This window comes from Mycolicibacterium sp. XJ1819, from assembly GCF_053483675.1.
In genome coordinates this window covers 187,918-204,033 of record NZ_JBEFST010000008.1, presented here as the reverse complement: position 1 = coordinate 204,033, position 16,116 = coordinate 187,918, and the positions used below count along the sequence as shown (strand labels likewise).

Below are 16,116 nucleotides of genomic sequence, written 5' to 3'. Positions count from 1 at the left end.
GTGCGACTCGAGCAGATGTACCAGGACGTGATCCTCGATCACTACAAGCATCCGCACAACCGCGGTCTGCGCGAGCCGTATCACGCGCAGTCACACCAGGTGAACCCGACATGTGGCGACGAGGTCACGCTGCGCGTCGCGCTGTCCGCCGACGGCCAGCAGGTGGTCGACATCTCCTACGACGGGCAGGGTTGCTCGATCAGCCAGGCCGCGACGTCGGTGCTCACCGACCAGGTGATCGGGCAATCGGTGGGCGATGCGCTCAAGACCGTCGCCGCGTTCACCGAGATGGTCTCATCGCGCGGCACCGTCGAAGGTGACGAGGACGTCATCGGTGACGGCATCGCGTTCGCCGGTGTGGCGAAATACCCGGCGCGGGTGAAGTGCGCGCTGCTGGGTTGGATGGCGTTCAAGGATGCGTTGGCACAAGCATCGGAAGAGTTTCAGGAGGCAGGATGAGTGACACAGCGTCGGACGCACTACTCGCCGACATCGAGGAGGCGATGCATGACGTCGTCGACCCCGAACTCGGAATCAACGTGGTCGATCTCGGCCTCGTCTACGGCGTCGGCGTCGAGAAGGGGGAGCAGGGCAACGTCGCGTTGATCGACATGACGTTGACGTCGGCCGCGTGCCCGCTGACCGACGTGATCGAGGACCAGTCGCGCACCGCGCTGGTGGGCAGCGGCCTGGTCACCGAGATGAAGATCAACTGGGTGTGGAATCCGCCGTGGGGGCCGGACAAGATCACTGAGGACGGCCGCGAACAGTTGCGGGCGCTGGGCTTCACGGTCTGACCGCACCGGGTCTGACAAACAGATCCGGCAGGGCGACAATTCGTGGGTGGTCACGGTGCCGGCGTTCGTGTGGCGGGGTGGCACGACGGATGGGGCGGTTCTGGCCGGGTGAGCCGTGGTGCTTGTCGTCGGTGTGGCGACGGCGCTGTGGGATGCCGTCTTCGGCTCGTGGGGCAATCTCGTCGCGTCGGGCGTCTACCTGGCGCTGCTGGTGTTGGAGCTGTTCTGGTGGCCGAGGCGACAGCGGCGGCTGCCGGGCAACGCCGATCGCGCTTGCGCACTGGTCCGATGAGTTTGCGGCGGCATAGGGTGGGAACATCCAGCCGGAACCCAGCGTTAGGACTCTCGTGGCTACCCAAGACATCACCGCCGATCAATTCAACGACACCATCAACGACAACGAGATCGTGCTGGTGGATTTCTGGGCGGAGTGGTGCGGCCCGTGCAAGGCCTTCGCACCCACATTCGCGGCGTCGGCCGAGAAGCACCCCGACGTCGTATTCGCCAAGGTCGATACCGAGGCCGAACAAGAACTCGCCGCGGCCGCCGAGATCCGCTCGATCCCGACGCTGATGGCGTTCAAGAAGGGCAAACTGGTGTTCAACCAGGCAGGTGCGCTGCCTCCGGCCGCCCTCGAGCAGCTCGTGCAACAGGTCAAGGAATTCGACATCGACGCCGCGATCGCGGCGTCTGACGACGGCGAAGTGGAGTGACGGGACGCCCGCGATAGCGTGCATTCCGTGAGCGATCAAGACTCAGAGTTTGTCCTAATCGACCGGCCCCGCCCGAATGTGGCGCTGGTCACGCTGAACCGGCCCGAGCGGATGAACTCCATGGCGTTCGACGTCATGGTTCCGCTCAAAAAGGTCCTCGACGAGCTGACCTACGACAACTCCGTACGCGCGGTGGTGCTCACCGGCGCGGGACGCGGATTCTCGTCAGGAGCCGACCACAAGTCTGCGGGCTCGGTGCCGCACATCGACGGGCTGACCCGCCCGACGTACGCGTTGCGGTCGATGGAGGTGCTCGACGAGGTCATCCTGGCCCTGCGCAAGATGCACCAACCGGTGATCGCCGCGGTCAACGGTGCCGCGATCGGCGGCGGGCTGTGCCTGGCGTTGGCCTGCGACATCCGCGTCGCAGCGTCTGGCGCCTACTTCCGGGCCGCGGGCATCAACAACGGGCTGACCGCCAGCGAGCTGGGCCTGTCTTACCTGCTGCCGCGCGCCATCGGCACCTCGCGGGCGTTCGAGCTGATGCTGACCGGCCGCGACGTCGACGCCGACGAGGCCCAGCGGATCGGCCTGGTCAGCCAGGCGGTGCCCGACGACGAGTTGCTCGAGGTCTGCTACGGGTACGGCGAGCGGATCGCGTCGTTCTCCCGGCCAGGAGTCGAGTTGACCAAGCGCACCCTGTGGAGTGGACTGGACGCCGGTAGCCTGGAGGCGCATATGCAGGCCGAAGGCCTGGGACAGCTGTTCGTCCGCCTGCTCACCACCAACTTCGAAGAAGCGGTGGCGGCGCGCGCCGAGAAGCGCGCCCCGGTCTTCACCGACGACAAGTAGCACCCGACAGGAGAGCGCAGCGTGATCACCGCAACGGACCTCGAGGTCCGCGCCGGCGCGCGCACGCTGCTGTCCACCGACGGCACGGCGCTGCGGGTGCAGCCCGGCGACCGCATCGGGCTTGTCGGCCGTAACGGCGCGGGCAAGACCACCACCATGCGCATTCTGGCCGGTGAGGGCGAGCCCTACGCGGGCAAGATCATGCGTACCGGCGAAATCGGTTATCTGCCACAGGATCCCAGAGAGGGCAACCTCGACACGTTGGCGCGCGACCGGGTGCTGTCCGCCCGCGGCCTCGACGCGCTGCTGGCCGACCTGGAGAAACAGCAGGCCCTGATGGCCGAGGTCGTCGACGACGCCGCCCGCGACAAGGCAGTGCGCCGCTACGGGCAACTCGAGGAGCGGTTCTCCGCACTCGGCGGTTATGCGGCCGAGAGCGAGGCGGGCCGGATCTGCGCGTCGCTCGGACTGCCGGAGCGGGTGCTGACCCAGCCCCTGCGCACCCTTTCGGGCGGGCAGCGACGCCGGGTGGAGCTGTCACGGATCCTGTTCGCGGCATCGGAGAGCGGTGCCGGGTCGAGCACCACCCTGCTGCTCGACGAGCCCACCAACCATCTCGACGCCGACTCGATCGGCTGGCTGCGCGACTTCCTGCAGAATCACACCGGCGGACTCGTGGTGATCAGCCACAACGTCGAACTGCTCGCCGAGGTCGTCAACCGGGTCTGGTTCCTCGACGCGGTTCGCGGTGAGGTCGACGTCTACAACATGAGCTGGCAACGGTATCTCGACGCCAGAGCCACCGACGAGCAACGCCGCCGACGAGAGCGCGCAAACGCCGAGCGCAAGGCCGCGGCGCTTCGCGCCCAGGCTGCCAAGATGGGCGCCAAAGCCACCAAAGCCGTTGCCGCCCAGAACATGTTGCGGCGTGCCGACCGGATGTTGGCCGCCCTCGACGAGGAACGGGTGGCCGACAAGGTCGCCCGGATCAAGTTCCCGACCCCGGCGCCGTGTGGGCGCACCCCGCTGGTGGCCAAAGGGCTCACCAAGTACTACGGGTCGCTGGAGGTGTTCACCGGTGTCGACCTGGCCATCGACCGGGGATCACGGGTGGTGGTGCTGGGCCTCAACGGCGCGGGAAAGACCACGCTGCTGCGCCTGCTGGCCGGCGCCGAGAAGCCAGACGCCGGTGGTCTGGAACCCGGGCACGGACTGAAGATCGGGTACTTCGCGCAGGAACACGACACGCTCGACAACCTGGCCACCGTGTGGGAGAACATCCGCCACGCCGCTCCCGACACCGGTGAGCAGGAACTTCGCGGGCTGTTGGGGGCGTTCATGTTCAGCGGTGCGCAACTCGAGCAGCCCGCGGGCACGTTGTCGGGCGGGGAGAAGACGCGGTTGGCGCTGGCGGGCCTGGTGGCCTCGACGGCCAACGTGCTGCTGCTCGACGAGCCGACCAACAACCTCGATCCGGCATCGCGTGAGCAAGTTCTCGATGCGCTGCGTAGCTATCTGGGCGCGGTGGTTCTGGTGACGCACGATCCGGGCGCGGCCGAAGCGCTGGACCCGCAGCGTGTCGTGCTGTTGCCCGACGGCACCGAGGATTTCTGGTCCGACGACTACCGTGACCTCATCGAACTCGCCTGACATTTCACGAATTCCGCCCATTTCGGTGTAGAGCCTTCCTAGGCTGGGTATGAGTCGGGGCATCAGATGCGTGGGGAGGTGCCGATGAAAAAAATGGAAAAATCACGTGATCAACTGCTGACCGAGTTGAAGAGCGCGTACGAGGGGGGTGCCAGCATTCGGTCGCTGGTGGCGTCCACCGGTCGGTCGTACGGTTCGATCCACAGCATGTTGCGCGAATCGGGTACGACGATGCGCAGTCGCGGTGGGCCCAACCACCGCAGCCGCCGTTAACTGGCCCGCTGGCGCAGCGAGGCCTCTACCAGATCCAATACCGCGCTGAGCTTTTCGGGGTCGTCGCGGGACGCCAGCCGCGCCACCAAACCGTCCAACACCAGATCCAGGTAGGTCTGTAACACCGCACTGGGCACGTCGTCGCGCAGCCGGCCCGCCTGCTTCTGCCGTCGCAGCCGGGCATGGGTGGCGGCGGCCAGTTCGGCCGAGCGTGCCGACCAACCGCGGTGGAATTCGGGGTCGTTGCGCAGCTTGCGGGCGATTTCCAACCGGGTGGTCAGCCAGTCGAACTGCTCGGGGGCGGCCAGCATGTCGCGCATCACCTGGATCAGCCCCTCGCGCGCGGCCACGTCGGCCATCCGCTCGGCATCCTCACGGGCAAGCTCGAAGAACAGCGTGTCCTTGTCGCGGAAGTGGTGGAAAATGGCGCCGCGCGACAGCCCGATCGTCTGTTCGAGCCGCCGCACGGTCGCCTTGTCGTATCCGTGTTCGGCAAAGCACCGCCTCGCGCCGTCGAGGATCTGGCGACGCCGGGCCGCCAGATGGTCGTCGGTTACCCGGGGCATCGAAACGCTCCTCGCGCAGGCGCTGACGGCGCCCCGCTACGACCGCAACATGTTGCGCAGCACGTACTGCAGTATGCCGCCGTTGCGGTAGTAGTCGGCCTCACCGGGGGTGTCGATGCGCACCACCGCATCGAACTCGACCGCCGAGCCGTCCTCCTTGGCCGCCTTGACGTGCACGGTGTCGACCTTGCCGTCGTTGAGCGCCTCGATACCGGTGATGTCGAACGTCTCGGTGCCGTCCAGGCCCAGGCTCGACGCCGACTCACCCTCGGGGAACTGCAGCGGGATGACACCCATGCCGATCAGGTTCGATCGATGGATGCGTTCGAAGGACTCGCAGATGACCGCACGCACGCCCAGCAGCAGGGTGCCCTTGGCCGCCCAGTCGCGCGACGAGCCGGAACCGTACTCCTTGCCGCCCAACACGACCAGCGGAATGCCTTGTGCCGCATAATTTTGCGCGGCGTCATAGATGAACGCCTGCTCGCCGCCCTTGGTGAAGTCGCGCGTGTACCCACCCGAGACGTCGTCGAGGAGTTGGTTGCGCAGCCGGATGTTGGCGAACGTGCCGCGGATCATCACCTCGTGGTTGCCGCGCCGGGACCCGTAGGAGTTGAAGTCCGGGCGCTGCACCCCGTTGGACTCGAGGTACTGCGCGGCCGGCGTACCGGGCTGGATGGTGCCCGCGGGGGAGATGTGGTCGGTGGTCACCGAATCACCCAGCAGCGCCAGCACTCTGGCGCCCTTGATGTCGCTCACCGGTTCCGGATCGGCCGACATACCGTCGAAGTACGGCGGTTTGCGCACATAGGTCGAATCGGCATTCCACTCGAAAGTGCTGCCGCTCGGGGTGGGCAGGTTGCGCCACCGCTCGTCGCCCTTGAACACATCCGCGTAGTTCTTGGTGAACATCTCCTGGCTGATCGCGTTCGCGATGGTGTCGTTGATGTCCTTGGTCGACGGCCAGATATCGCGCAGGAAGACGTCGTTGCCGTCGGAATCCTTGCCCAGCGGGCTGGCGTCGAAGTCGAAGTCCATCGTGCCGGCCAGGGCGTAGGCGATCACCAGCGGCGGAGACGCCAGATAGTTCATCTTCGTGTCCGGGTTGATCCGGCCCTCGAAGTTGCGGTTGCCCGACAGCACCGCGGCCACCGACAGGTCGTTGTCGTTGACCGCCGCGGAGATCTCCTCGGGCAGCGGGCCACTGTTGCCGATGCAGGTCGTGCAGCCGTAGCCCACCAGGAAGAAGCCCAGCTTCTCCAGATACGGCCACAGCCCGGCCTTGTCGTAGTAGTCGCTGACCACCTGCGAACCCGGCGCCATCGTCGTCTTCACCCAGGGCTTGGTGGCCAGGCCCTTCTCGACGGCGTTGCGGGCGAGCAACGCCGCGCCGAGCATGACCTCAGGGTTGGAGGTGTTGGTGCACGACGTGATCGCGGCGATCACCACCGCGCCGTGATCGAGTTCGAACTCGCCGAGTTCCTCGGACTTCACCCGAACCCGCTTGCTCGGCCGGCCTTCGTGGTCGACCGCGGCGGTCTGGACGTGCGGCGGCGGGGTGCCGTTGCTGACGAACTCGATGTTGCGCACCGGATCGCTGGCCGGGAACGTGTCGTCGATGGCCTCGTCGAGCGACGAGTAATTGCGCTCGTCTCCGTTGACGACGTAGTCGTTGAGGTCACGACGGAACGCCGCCTTGGCCTCGTTGAGCGAAATGCGGTCCTGCGGACGCTTCGGGCCCGCGATCGACGGCACCACGTCGGACAGGTTCAGTTCGATGTACTCGGAGTACTGCGGCTCCCGCTCGGGGGCGTGCCACATGCCCTGTTCCTTGGCGTAGGCCTCGACCAGCGCCAAGTGCTCCTCGGGACGCCCGGTGAAGCGCAGATAGCTGATGGTCTCCTCGTCGATCGGAAAAATCGCTGCGGTGGAACCGAATTCGGGGCTCATATTGCCCAGCGTCGCGCGGTTGGCCAGCGGCACCTCGGACACGCCGTCGCCGTAGAACTCGACGAACTTGCCGACCACGCCGTGCTGGCGCAGCATCTCGGTCACGGTGAGGACCACGTCGGTGGCGGTGACGCCAGGCTGACGTTCGCCGGTGAGTTTGAAGCCGACCACCCGGGGGATCAGCATGGACACCGGTTGGCCGAGCATGGCGGCCTCGGCCTCGATGCCGCCGACGCCCCAGCCCAGCACCCCGAGGCCGTTGACCATCGTGGTGTGGCTGTCGGTACCCACGCAGGTGTCGGGATATAGCACACCGTCGCGTTCCCAGACCACCCGAGCCAGGTACTCGATGTTGACCTGGTGCACGATGCCGGTGCCCGGCGGCACCACCTTGAAGTCGTTGAACGCGCCCTGACCCCAGCGCAGGAACTGGTACCGCTCACCGTTGCGTTCGTATTCGATCTCGACGTTGCGCTCGAAGGCGTCGGCACGGCCGAACAGGTCGGCGATCACCGAGTGGTCGATCACCAGGTCGGCAGGCGCGAGGGGGTTGACCTTCTCCGGATCGCCGCCCAGGTCGGCGATCGCCTCGCGCATGGTGGCCAAATCGACGATGCACGGCACGCCGGTGAAGTCCTGCATCACCACGCGGGCCGGGGTGAACTGGATCTCGACGCTCGGCTCGGCGTTCGGATCCCAATTGGCGATCGCCTCGATGTGCTCCTTGGTGATGTTTGCGCCGTCCTCGGTGCGCAGCAGGTTCTCGGCAAGGACCTTGAGGCTGTACGGGAGTTTGTCGGTACCCGGCACCGCGTCGAGGCGGTAGATCTCATAGCTGTTGTCCCCGACCCTGAGCGAGTCGCGGGCGTTGAAACTGTTCAACGACGAACCGACCGAATCCTTGCTGCTCACATCAACTCCCAGCTACGTATCGCCGCGACGGGCTGTGTCGGCGGCACACCTGCAATTCTAACAGTACGGTTGTACTGCAATACCGGGGCGGCCCCACCAGTCTTGTCCTTCGGCTCAGGCGCCGCTACCCCGGGGGTTCCCGCGACGGCCGCGCCGGAACCCCGTGGCGGCACCGCAAAGTGACGATCGCGACAGGAACTTGTTCGTCGCCAATGGTTCATTCTTTGCCGTTTCGGGACTAACGTCTAGGTCTAGAGAATCCACTAGCACATCCCCCGTTGGGAGGACACGTGACGGCCGAAGCGCCCGCGGTAAGAAATCTCGAGGTTCGACGTCCATTTCCGCCGCGGATGGGGCCCAGGGGCAACCTCGTCTACAAGCTGATCACCACCACCGATCACAAGCTGATCGGCATCATGTACGTGGTCACCTGCTTCGTCTTCTTCTTCATCGGCGGGTTGATGGCGCTGCTGATGCGCGCCGAACTCGGCGTCACCGGCCTGCAGTTCCTGTCCAACGAGCAGTACAACCAGTTGTTCACCATGCACGGCACGGTGATGCTGCTGTTCTACGCCACCCCGATCGTGTTCGGGTTCGCCAACCTGGTGCTGCCCCTGCAGATCGGCGCCCCCGACGTCGCGTTCCCGCGACTCAACGCGTTCAGCTACTGGCTGTTCCTGTTCGGCGCGCTGATCGCGCTGTCCGGATTCATCACCCCGGGTGGCGCGGCCGACTTCGGCTGGACGGGTTACGCGCCGCTGTCCAACGCGCTGCACTCACCCGGCGCCGGCGGTGACCTGTGGATTTTGGGCCTGGCCGTCGCCGGTCTGGGCACCATCCTGGGCGGGGTCAACATGATCACCACGGTGGTCTGCATGCGCGCGCCCGGCATGACCATGTTCCGGATGCCGATCTTCACCTGGAACATCATGGTGACCTCGATCCTGGTGCTGATGGTGTTCCCGATCCTGACCGCGGCGCTGTTGGGCCTGGCTGCCGACCGGCTGCTCGGTGCGCACATCTACGACCCGGCCAACGGCGGCGCGCTGCTGTGGCAGCACCTGTTCTGGTTCTTCGGGCATCCCGAGGTCTACATCATCGCGTTGCCGTTCTTCGGCATCGTCACCGAGATCTTCCCGGTGTTCAGCCGCAAGCCGGTGTTCGGTTACACCACGCTGGTGTACGCCACCATCGGTATCGCCGCACTGTCGGTGGTGGTGTGGGCGCACCACATGTACGCCACCGGTGCGGTCCTTCTGCCGTTCTTCGCGTTCACCACCTATCTGATCGCGGTGCCCACCGGCATCAAGTTCTTCAACTGGATCGGCACGATGTGGAAAGGGCAGTTGACCTTCGAGACACCGATGCTGTTCTCGGTGGGCTTCCTGCTGACGTTCCTGCTGGGCGGCCTCACCGGTGTGATGCTGGCCAGCCCGCCGCTGGACTTCCAGGTCCACGATTCCTATTTCGTGGTCGCGCACTTCCACTACGTGCTGTTCGGCACGATCGTGTTCGCCACCTACGCCGGCATCTACTTCTGGTTCCCGAAGATGACCGGCCGGATGCTCGACGAGCGGTTGGGCAAGCTGCATTTCTGGTTGACGTTCATCGGCTTCCACACCACGTTCCTGGTGCAGCACTGGCTGGGCAACGAGGGCATGCCGCGACGCTATGCCGACTACCTGCCCACCGACGGTTTCACCGAACTCAACGTGGTCTCCACCCTCGGGGCGTTCATCCTGGGGCTGTCGGTGCTGCCGTTCGCCTGGAACGTCTTCCGCAGCTGGCGCTACGGCGAGCCGGTGACGGTCGACGACCCGTGGGGGTACGGCAACTCGCTGGAATGGGCGACCAGTTGCCCGCCGCCGCGGCACAACTTCTACGAGTTGCCGCGGATCCGCTCGGAGCGCCCGGCCTTCGAGTTGCACTACCCGCAGATGATCGAACGCATGCGCGCCGAGGCACACGTCGGCCGCAAGCACGATTCGGCCGACTCCACGCCGGTGGACCAATCCAGCTGACCCGGGGTCCGATCACGTACCTTTCTTGCTGTGACCGGACCGCACGTACTCCCGCTTCTGCCGTCGTATCTTCCGCCGGAGGTGTGTTCACCTGTCGGCGAGGATCCCGCGACAACACCGGTCGACACCTGTATGAACCTGGTGATCGCCGATGTCGCCGACGACGGGGTCAGCGCCGCCGACGTCCCTGAGAACGACGGCCTCGCCGAGGTGGTCGCCGACGCCAACCAGCAGGGGATAGATCTGAAGATCGTTGTGGTGGACCGAAATCCGCCGATCGACACCCCGCTGCGTGACATCGCGACCGAGGTCGGTGAGGCGTATCCGGGTGCCACGGTGCTGGTGCTCAGCCCGACGGAGTCGGGCACGTTCAGCACCACGTATGACCGGGTGACGTTGGAGGCCGGTCAGGATGTCGCCGAGGGACGCGGTCCGGTGCAGGGGGCAAAGAATTTCGTCAGCGAGTTGACGACGCCCCATTTTCCATGGACGGCATTCACGATTGTGGTTGTTTTGGGTGTGCTGGCCGCGGTCGTCGCAACGCGAATGTTGCAAGTGCGGGCAAAGCGGGCGACGGCCTCCGAGAAGCGCTAAACCCTAGAGACGCAGAGGCTTTCGCGCGTCGTCGCCCCGATCGGGGAATGGCGAATATCACCGTTGGATAACGCTTTTTTCAATTACAAACTTGTAATTTGTTACTAAAGTTTCCTCGGCGTCAGATGTGACGTACGGTGCAATCGGTAGCTGATGTTGTGGTTGTGCTTAATGTGACATCTGAGCATTGGCCACCGGACGAATGTGCCGGCACGTTCGCGTTGAGCCATAGGAGACCTTGTCCATGAGACGCACTCTCGGCGCCTCGGCTTCGCGGTTGTTCACGCGGTTCTGCGCGGTCCCGGTCATCGCTGCCGTCCTGCTCGCCACGCCCGGTGTGGGTGCCGCCCAGCCCGGAAGTCCGGACAACCTCGCCGCGCTGGTCGCCGCCGTGGCCAACGTCGACCAGAAACTGCAGGAACTCGGCGCGGCGATCCAGGCCAAGCAGGAAAGCGTCAACAAGGCGATCCTCGACGTGCAGACCGCCCGCGACAACGCGGCCGCGGCCCAGCAGGAGGTCGAGGCCAGCCAGCGGCAGGTCCAGGACGCCGAGGCCGCGATCGCGGCCGCCCAGGAGCGCTTCGACACCTTCGCCGCGGCCACCTATGTCAACGGGCCGTCGATCTCGTATCTCGCCGCGTCCGACCCCGCCGACATCCTCGGGACCGCGGCGGCCGGGCAGACGCTGACGATCAGCACGCAACAGGTGATGAACGATCTGCTGCGAGCCCGCACCGAGCAGGTGAACAGGGAGTCCGCCGCGCGGCTGGCCAAGCAGAACGCCGACGCAGCGGTCGTCGCGGCCGAGACCAGCCAGCAGGACGCCGTCTCGGCGTTGACGCAGGCACAGGAGACCTTCCGCGCCCAACAGGCCGAACTCGACAAGCTGACCGCCGAACGGGCGGCTGCGAAGGCCGAGCTCGAGAAGGCCCAGGTGTGGTCGGCCTCGGCCAGCCGCCAACAGGCACAACCCGCGGCGGCGCCGACCAATCCGGCTGCCGACTGGGACCGTGCCCCGCAGCGGGTGGATCCCGCCACCGGAAACTGGGCCACTCCCTGGGACCCGACGCTTCCGGCCATCCCCAGCGCGTTCGTCAGTGGCGATCCCATCGCGATCATCAACGCGGTGCTGGGCATCGCGTCGACGTCGGCGCAGGTGACTCAGGACCTGGGCCGGAGCTTCCTGCAGAAGCTGGGGCTGCTGCCCACCGAGACCGGGTTCACCAACGGCGCCATCCCGCGCGTCCACGGCAGGCAGGCCACCGAGTACGTCATCAAGCGCGCCATGTCGCAGATGGGCGTTCCGTATTCCTGGGGCGGCGGCAACGCCGCAGGTCCGAGTCGGGGTATTGACTCCGGCGCCGGCACGGTCGGATTCGACTGCTCGGGGCTGATGCTCTATGCGTTCGCCGGGGTGGGCATCAAGCTCGACCATTACTCGGGTTCGCAGTACAACGCGGGCCGCAAGATCCCGTCGGCGCAGATGCGTCGCGGCGACATGCTGTTCTGGGGTCCCAACGGCAGCCAGCACGTGGCGCTCTATCTCGGTGACGGTCAGATGCTCGAAGCGCCCTACACCGGGTCGGTCGTCAAGGTCTCACCCGTGCGAAGCAGTGGCATGACCCCGTACGCGACACGTCTCATCGAATGGTGACGAGAAGGGTTCCCTTGCGTTCCAGGCTATTTCACCTGATCACCGGCCTCACCCTGATGGTCGCGGCGGCCGCCGTCGTGGTCGGGGTCGCCGCACCCACCGCAGCCGCACCCGAGGACGGCCAGTGGGATCCCACGCTGCCGAAGCTGATCAGCGCCGGCGCGCCCGGCGACCCGCTGGCCATCGCCAACGCCTCGCTGGCGGCCACCGCGCAGGCCACCGAAGTCACGATGAACCTGGGTCGGAAGTTTCTGTCCAGCCTCGGCTTCGGCCCCGCCCCGGTGGCCAGCGTGGCGCCCGGCCGGGTGCGCGGCCCGCAGGCCATCGAGTACGTGATCCGCCGCGGGGCGTCGCAGATGGGCACGCCGTACTCATGGGGCGGCGGTAAGCCCAGCGGTCCCAGCCGGGGCATCGACTCCGGGGCCAATATCGTCGGATACGACTGTTCGGGCTTCACCCAGTTCTCATTCGCCGGGGTCGGGGTGTTGATCCCCAAGTACTCCGGAGATCAGTACAACACCGGGCGCAAGGTGCCGGTGTCGCAGGCCAAGCGGGGCGATCTGCTGTTCTGGGGCCCCAACGGCAGCCAACACGTGGCGATCTATCTGGGCGGCGGGCAGATGCTGGAGTCGTCGGGCAGCGCGGGCAAGGTCACCGTCAGCCCGGTGCGGCAGTCCGGCCTGCAGCCCTACGTCGCCCGCATCATCGAATCCTGAGCCGAATCCTGAGCGGGTGCTGAACGGATCCTGAGCGCTGGTTCGCAATGTCTTGCAATGGTGTGGCCGGGGCCGACTCGCCCAAGGGTGACGTCGACGGATCAAGAAGTGCCTGGAATAGTTGAGCACGAGCGCGCGGCCCACCGGTCGGCGCTGCGAAGACGAACGTGGTGAAAACACACAGTGTGGGAGGACCGTTGATGACGTCACCGAGTGGGCCGCCGCAGGGCGCCGGAAGTTTTTCCGGTCAGGGCCCGGCGCAGGGCTTCAGTTCCGGTCCGCCCGGACCCACCGGCTCGCACGCCGCGCCCCCGGCCAACGGCGGGTTGCAGGCCGAGGTGCATACCCTCGAGCGCGCCATCTTCGAGGTCAAGCGCATCATCGTCGGCCAGGACCAGCTCGTCGAACGGATGCTGGTCGGTCTGCTCGCCAAGGGCCACGTACTGCTCGAAGGCGTGCCCGGCGTCGCCAAGACGCTGGCGGTCGAGACGTTCGCCAAGGTGGTGGGCGGCACGTTCGCCCGTATCCAGTTCACTCCCGACCTGGTGCCCACCGACATCGTCGGCACCCGGATCTACCGGCAGGGCAAGGAGGAGTTCGACATCGAACTCGGCCCGGTGGTGGTCAACTTCCTGCTCGCCGACGAGATCAACCGCGCCCCGGCCAAGGTTCAGTCGGCGCTGCTGGAGGTGATGGCCGAGCGCAAGATCTCCATCGGCGGCAAGACCTTCGCGCTGCCCGCGCCGTTCCTGGTGATGGCGACGCAGAACCCGATCGAGCAGGAAGGCGTCTACGCACTTCCGGAAGCCCAGCGCGACCGCTTCCTGTTCAAGCTGAACATCGACTATCCCTCGCCCGAGGAAGAGCGCGAGATCGTCTACCGGATGGGTGTCAAGCCGCCGGAGCCCAAGCAGATCCTGGCCCCCGGTGACCTGCTGCGGTTGCAGGACGTCGCGGCCAACACGTTCGTGCACCACGCGCTCGTCGACTACGTCGTGCGCATCGTCACCGCCACGCGTCAGCCCGAGAAGTTCGGCATGCCGGACGCCAAGGCGTGGATTGCCTACGGCGCCTCGCCGCGTGCCTCGCTCGGCATCATCGCCGCCTCACGTGCGCTGGCGCTGGTGCGTGGCCGCGACTACGTGATCCCGCAGGACGTGGTCGAGGTGATCCCTGATGTGCTGCGTCACCGGTTGGTGCTGACCTACGATGCGCTGGCCGACGAGATCTCCTCGGAGACCGTGATCAACCGCATCCTGCAGACGGTGGCGCTGCCACAGGTGAACGCGATTCCGCAGCAAGGCCATTCGGTGCCGCCGGTGATGCCGGCCGCAGCGGCGTCGGCCGGCGGCCGGTGATAACGCTTCGTGACTAGTTCCGGCCGCACCGTAGATCTGCCGTCGCTTCAACGCGGGGAGATCCGTGACCCGGCGTTGACTGCCGCACTGCGCAAGTTGGAGTTGACGGTGCGCCGCAAACTCGACGGCGTGCTGCACGGCGACCACCTCGGATTGCTGCCGGGGCCCGGGTCCGAGCCGGGGGAGTCGCGGATCTACCAGCCCGGCGACGACGTGCGGCGGATGGACTGGTCGGTGACTGCACGCACCATGACACCGCACGTGCGTCAGATGATCGCCGACCGTGAGTTGGAGACCTGGCTGGTGGTCGACGTGTCCTCCAGTCTGGACTTCGGCACCGTCGGTTGCGAGAAGCGCGACCTGGCCGTGGCGGCCGCCGCGGCGATCGCGTTTCTCAACAGCGGGGGTGGTAACCGGTTGGGCGCCATCATCTCCAACGGCGACACCATGCGCCGGGTGCCTGCGCTGTCGGGCCGCATGCACGAGCAGGAACTGTTGCGGGCGATCGCGACCACGCCGCAGGCCCCGCTGGGGGTGCGCGGTGATCTGGCTGCCGCCATCGACGCGCTGCGCAGGCCGGAGCGCAGGCGCGGTATGGCGGTGATCATCAGCGACTTCCTCGGCCCGATCAACTGGATGCGTCCGCTGCGGGCCATCGCCGGTCGTCACGAGGTGCTCGGAATCGAGGTGCTCGACCCGCGCGATGTCGAGCTGCCGCCCGTCGGCGACGTCGTACTGCAGGACACCGAAAGCGGTGTCACCCGTGAGTTCACCATCGACGAGCAACTTCGCGACGACTTCGCCAAGGCCGCCGCCGCACACCGTGCCGAGGTAGCGCGCACCCTGCGGCGCTGCGATGCGCCGCTGCTGTCGTTGCGTACCGACCGGGATTGGATCGCAGACGTGGTCCGGTTCGTGGCGAGCCGACGACGGGGCGCCCTGGCCGGGCAGCGATGATCGAAACGACAAGGGACACATGACTTTACCGTTGCTCGGACCGATAACGCTGTCGGGATTCGAAAACGCGTGGTTCTTCCTGTTCTTGTTGGTGGTGCTCGCGCTGGCCGGGCTCTACGTGATCGTGCAGTTGGCAAGACACCGCAGAATGCTGCGGTTCGCCAACATGGAACTGCTGGAGAGCGTGGCGCCCAAGCGGCCCACCCGGTGGCGGCATCTGCCTGCCATCCTGCTGGTGATCTCGCTGCTGTTCCTCACCGTGGCGATGGCAGGGCCGACGCACGACGTGCGGATCCCGCGCAACCGCGCGGTGGTCATGCTGGTGATGGACGTGTCGCAGTCGATGCGGGCCACCGATGTGTCGCCGAACCGGATGGCCGCTGCGCAGGAGGCGTCCAAGCAGTTCGCCGACGAACTCACCGCGGGCATCAACCTCGGGTTGATCTCGTATGCCGGTACCGCGACAGTGCTGGTGTCGCCGACCACCAACCGCGAGGCCACCAAGAACGCCATCGACAAACTGCAGTTCGCCGACCGCACCGCGACCGGTGAGGGCATCTTCACCGCGCTGCAGGCCATCGCGACCGTCGGCGCGGTGATCGGCGGCGGCGACGAGCCACCGCCCGCGCGCATCGTGTTGTTCTCCGACGGCAAGGAGACGGTGCCGTCGAACCCGGACAACCCCAAGGGCGCCTACACCGCGGCCCGCACGGCCAAGGACCAGGGTGTGCCCATCTCGACGATTTCGTTCGGCACGCCGTACGGCTACGTCGAGATCAACGACCAGCGCCAACCGGTGCCCGTCGACGACGAGATGCTCAAGAAAATCGCCGATCTGTCCGGCGGCGAGGCGTTCACCGCGTCCAGTCTCGAGCAGTTGCGCGAGGTCTACGCCAACCTGCAGCAGCAGATCGGCTACGAGACCATCAAGGGCGATGCGAGCGTCGGCTGGTTGCGGCTCGGGGCGTTCGTGTTGGCGCTGGCCGCGCTGGCGGCGCTGTTGATCAACCGCCGACTGCCCAACTGACCACCGGCCGCCAAGCCCGGCGTCGAGATCGATGTGAGGGTTGTGCGCGGGGGCGATCTCGGGTGACGAGGGCATC

The 16,116-nt window shown here is 66.4% G+C and carries 16 protein-coding genes; 14 read left to right on the top strand and 2 right to left on the bottom strand.

The genetic code is table 11. The features are described 5' to 3' along the window. The 7 genes from sufU (at nucleotide 1) to ABQE89_RS10940 (ending at nucleotide 4,285) form a co-directional block, all read left to right on the top strand. Nucleotides 1-459: a Fe-S cluster assembly sulfur transfer protein SufU gene (gene sufU, locus ABQE89_RS10970; RefSeq protein WP_448416350.1), complete on the top strand. Its 459-nt coding sequence runs from the start codon at nucleotides 1-3 to the stop codon at nucleotides 457-459. After that, entirely contained in the window at nucleotides 456-797 is a 342-nt protein-coding gene (locus ABQE89_RS10965; RefSeq protein ID WP_448416349.1) for a metal-sulfur cluster assembly factor, read from the top strand. Before sufU ends, ABQE89_RS10965 begins: the two co-directional genes overlap by 4 nt. 118 nt (nucleotides 798-915) lie before the next feature. Further along, a complete protein-coding gene (locus ABQE89_RS10960) occupies nucleotides 916-1,089 on the top strand; it encodes a hypothetical protein (protein WP_448416348.1) in 174 nt (57 codons plus the stop codon). A gap of 55 nt (nucleotides 1,090-1,144) precedes the next feature. Next, nucleotides 1,145-1,510, top strand: a complete 366-nt coding sequence (gene trxA, locus ABQE89_RS10955) for a thioredoxin (RefSeq protein WP_448416347.1) — start codon at nucleotides 1,145-1,147, stop codon at nucleotides 1,508-1,510. An 18-nt stretch (nucleotides 1,511-1,528) separates the two neighbouring features. Then, nucleotides 1,529-2,362 (top strand): enoyl-CoA hydratase, encoded by an 834-nt coding sequence (locus ABQE89_RS10950; protein WP_448416346.1) that lies wholly within the window; start codon nucleotides 1,529-1,531, stop codon nucleotides 2,360-2,362. A 21-nt stretch (nucleotides 2,363-2,383) separates the two neighbouring features. Beyond that, nucleotides 2,384-4,012, top strand: a complete 1,629-nt coding sequence (locus ABQE89_RS10945) for an ABC-F family ATP-binding cassette domain-containing protein (protein ID WP_448416345.1) — start codon at nucleotides 2,384-2,386, stop codon at nucleotides 4,010-4,012. A gap of 84 nt (nucleotides 4,013-4,096) precedes the next feature. After that, a complete protein-coding gene (locus ABQE89_RS10940) occupies nucleotides 4,097-4,285 on the top strand; it encodes a helix-turn-helix domain-containing protein (protein WP_448416344.1) in 189 nt (62 codons plus the stop codon). Here ABQE89_RS10940 and ABQE89_RS10935 read toward each other — a convergent pair. Continuing rightward, a complete protein-coding gene (locus ABQE89_RS10935) occupies nucleotides 4,282-4,851 on the bottom strand; it encodes a TetR/AcrR family transcriptional regulator (protein WP_448416343.1) in 570 nt (189 codons plus the stop codon). The genes ABQE89_RS10940 and ABQE89_RS10935 overlap by 4 nt on opposite strands. Before the next feature lie 36 nt (nucleotides 4,852-4,887). Next, nucleotides 4,888-7,713 (bottom strand): aconitate hydratase, encoded by a 2,826-nt coding sequence (locus ABQE89_RS10930; RefSeq protein ID WP_448416342.1) that lies wholly within the window; start codon nucleotides 7,711-7,713, stop codon nucleotides 4,888-4,890. Between the two features lie 290 nt (nucleotides 7,714-8,003). Here ABQE89_RS10930 and ctaD point away from each other — a divergent pair, with 290 nt between their 5' ends. The 7 genes from ctaD (at nucleotide 8,004) to ABQE89_RS10895 (ending at nucleotide 16,040) form a co-directional block, all read left to right on the top strand. Then, nucleotides 8,004-9,734 carry an aa3-type cytochrome oxidase subunit I gene (gene ctaD / locus ABQE89_RS10925; RefSeq protein ID WP_448416341.1) on the top strand — a complete coding sequence of 577 codons (1,731 nt, stop codon included), beginning with the start codon at nucleotides 8,004-8,006 and terminating at the stop codon, nucleotides 9,732-9,734. Between the two features lie 30 nt (nucleotides 9,735-9,764). Further along, the gene (locus ABQE89_RS10920) at nucleotides 9,765-10,328 is read left to right on the top strand and encodes an Rv1476 family membrane protein (protein WP_448416340.1); all 564 of its coding nucleotides are present in this window, start codon (nucleotides 9,765-9,767) and stop codon (nucleotides 10,326-10,328) included. A gap of 244 nt (nucleotides 10,329-10,572) precedes the next feature. Further along, nucleotides 10,573-11,982: an NlpC/P60 family peptidoglycan endopeptidase RipA gene (gene ripA, locus ABQE89_RS10915; protein WP_448416339.1), complete on the top strand. Its 1,410-nt coding sequence runs from the start codon at nucleotides 10,573-10,575 to the stop codon at nucleotides 11,980-11,982. 56 nt (nucleotides 11,983-12,038) lie between these two features. After that, nucleotides 12,039-12,698, top strand: coding sequence for an NlpC/P60 family peptidoglycan endopeptidase RipB (ripB, locus tag ABQE89_RS10910; protein WP_448416388.1), 660 nt, complete (start codon nucleotides 12,039-12,041; stop codon nucleotides 12,696-12,698). Nucleotides 12,699-12,898: 200 nt separating this feature from the next. Next, on the top strand, nucleotides 12,899-14,056 hold the full coding sequence (gene moxR1 / locus ABQE89_RS10905; RefSeq protein WP_448416338.1) for a chaperone MoxR1: 1,158 nt from the start codon (nucleotides 12,899-12,901) through the stop codon (nucleotides 14,054-14,056). A gap of 9 nt (nucleotides 14,057-14,065) precedes the next feature. Then, nucleotides 14,066-15,013 carry a DUF58 domain-containing protein gene (locus ABQE89_RS10900; RefSeq protein WP_448416337.1) on the top strand — a complete coding sequence of 316 codons (948 nt, stop codon included), beginning with the start codon at nucleotides 14,066-14,068 and terminating at the stop codon, nucleotides 15,011-15,013. 19 nt (nucleotides 15,014-15,032) lie between these two features. Next, nucleotides 15,033-16,040, top strand: a complete 1,008-nt coding sequence (locus ABQE89_RS10895; protein WP_448416336.1) for a VWA domain-containing protein — start codon at nucleotides 15,033-15,035, stop codon at nucleotides 16,038-16,040. Nucleotides 16,041-16,116: the final 76 nt, after the last annotated feature.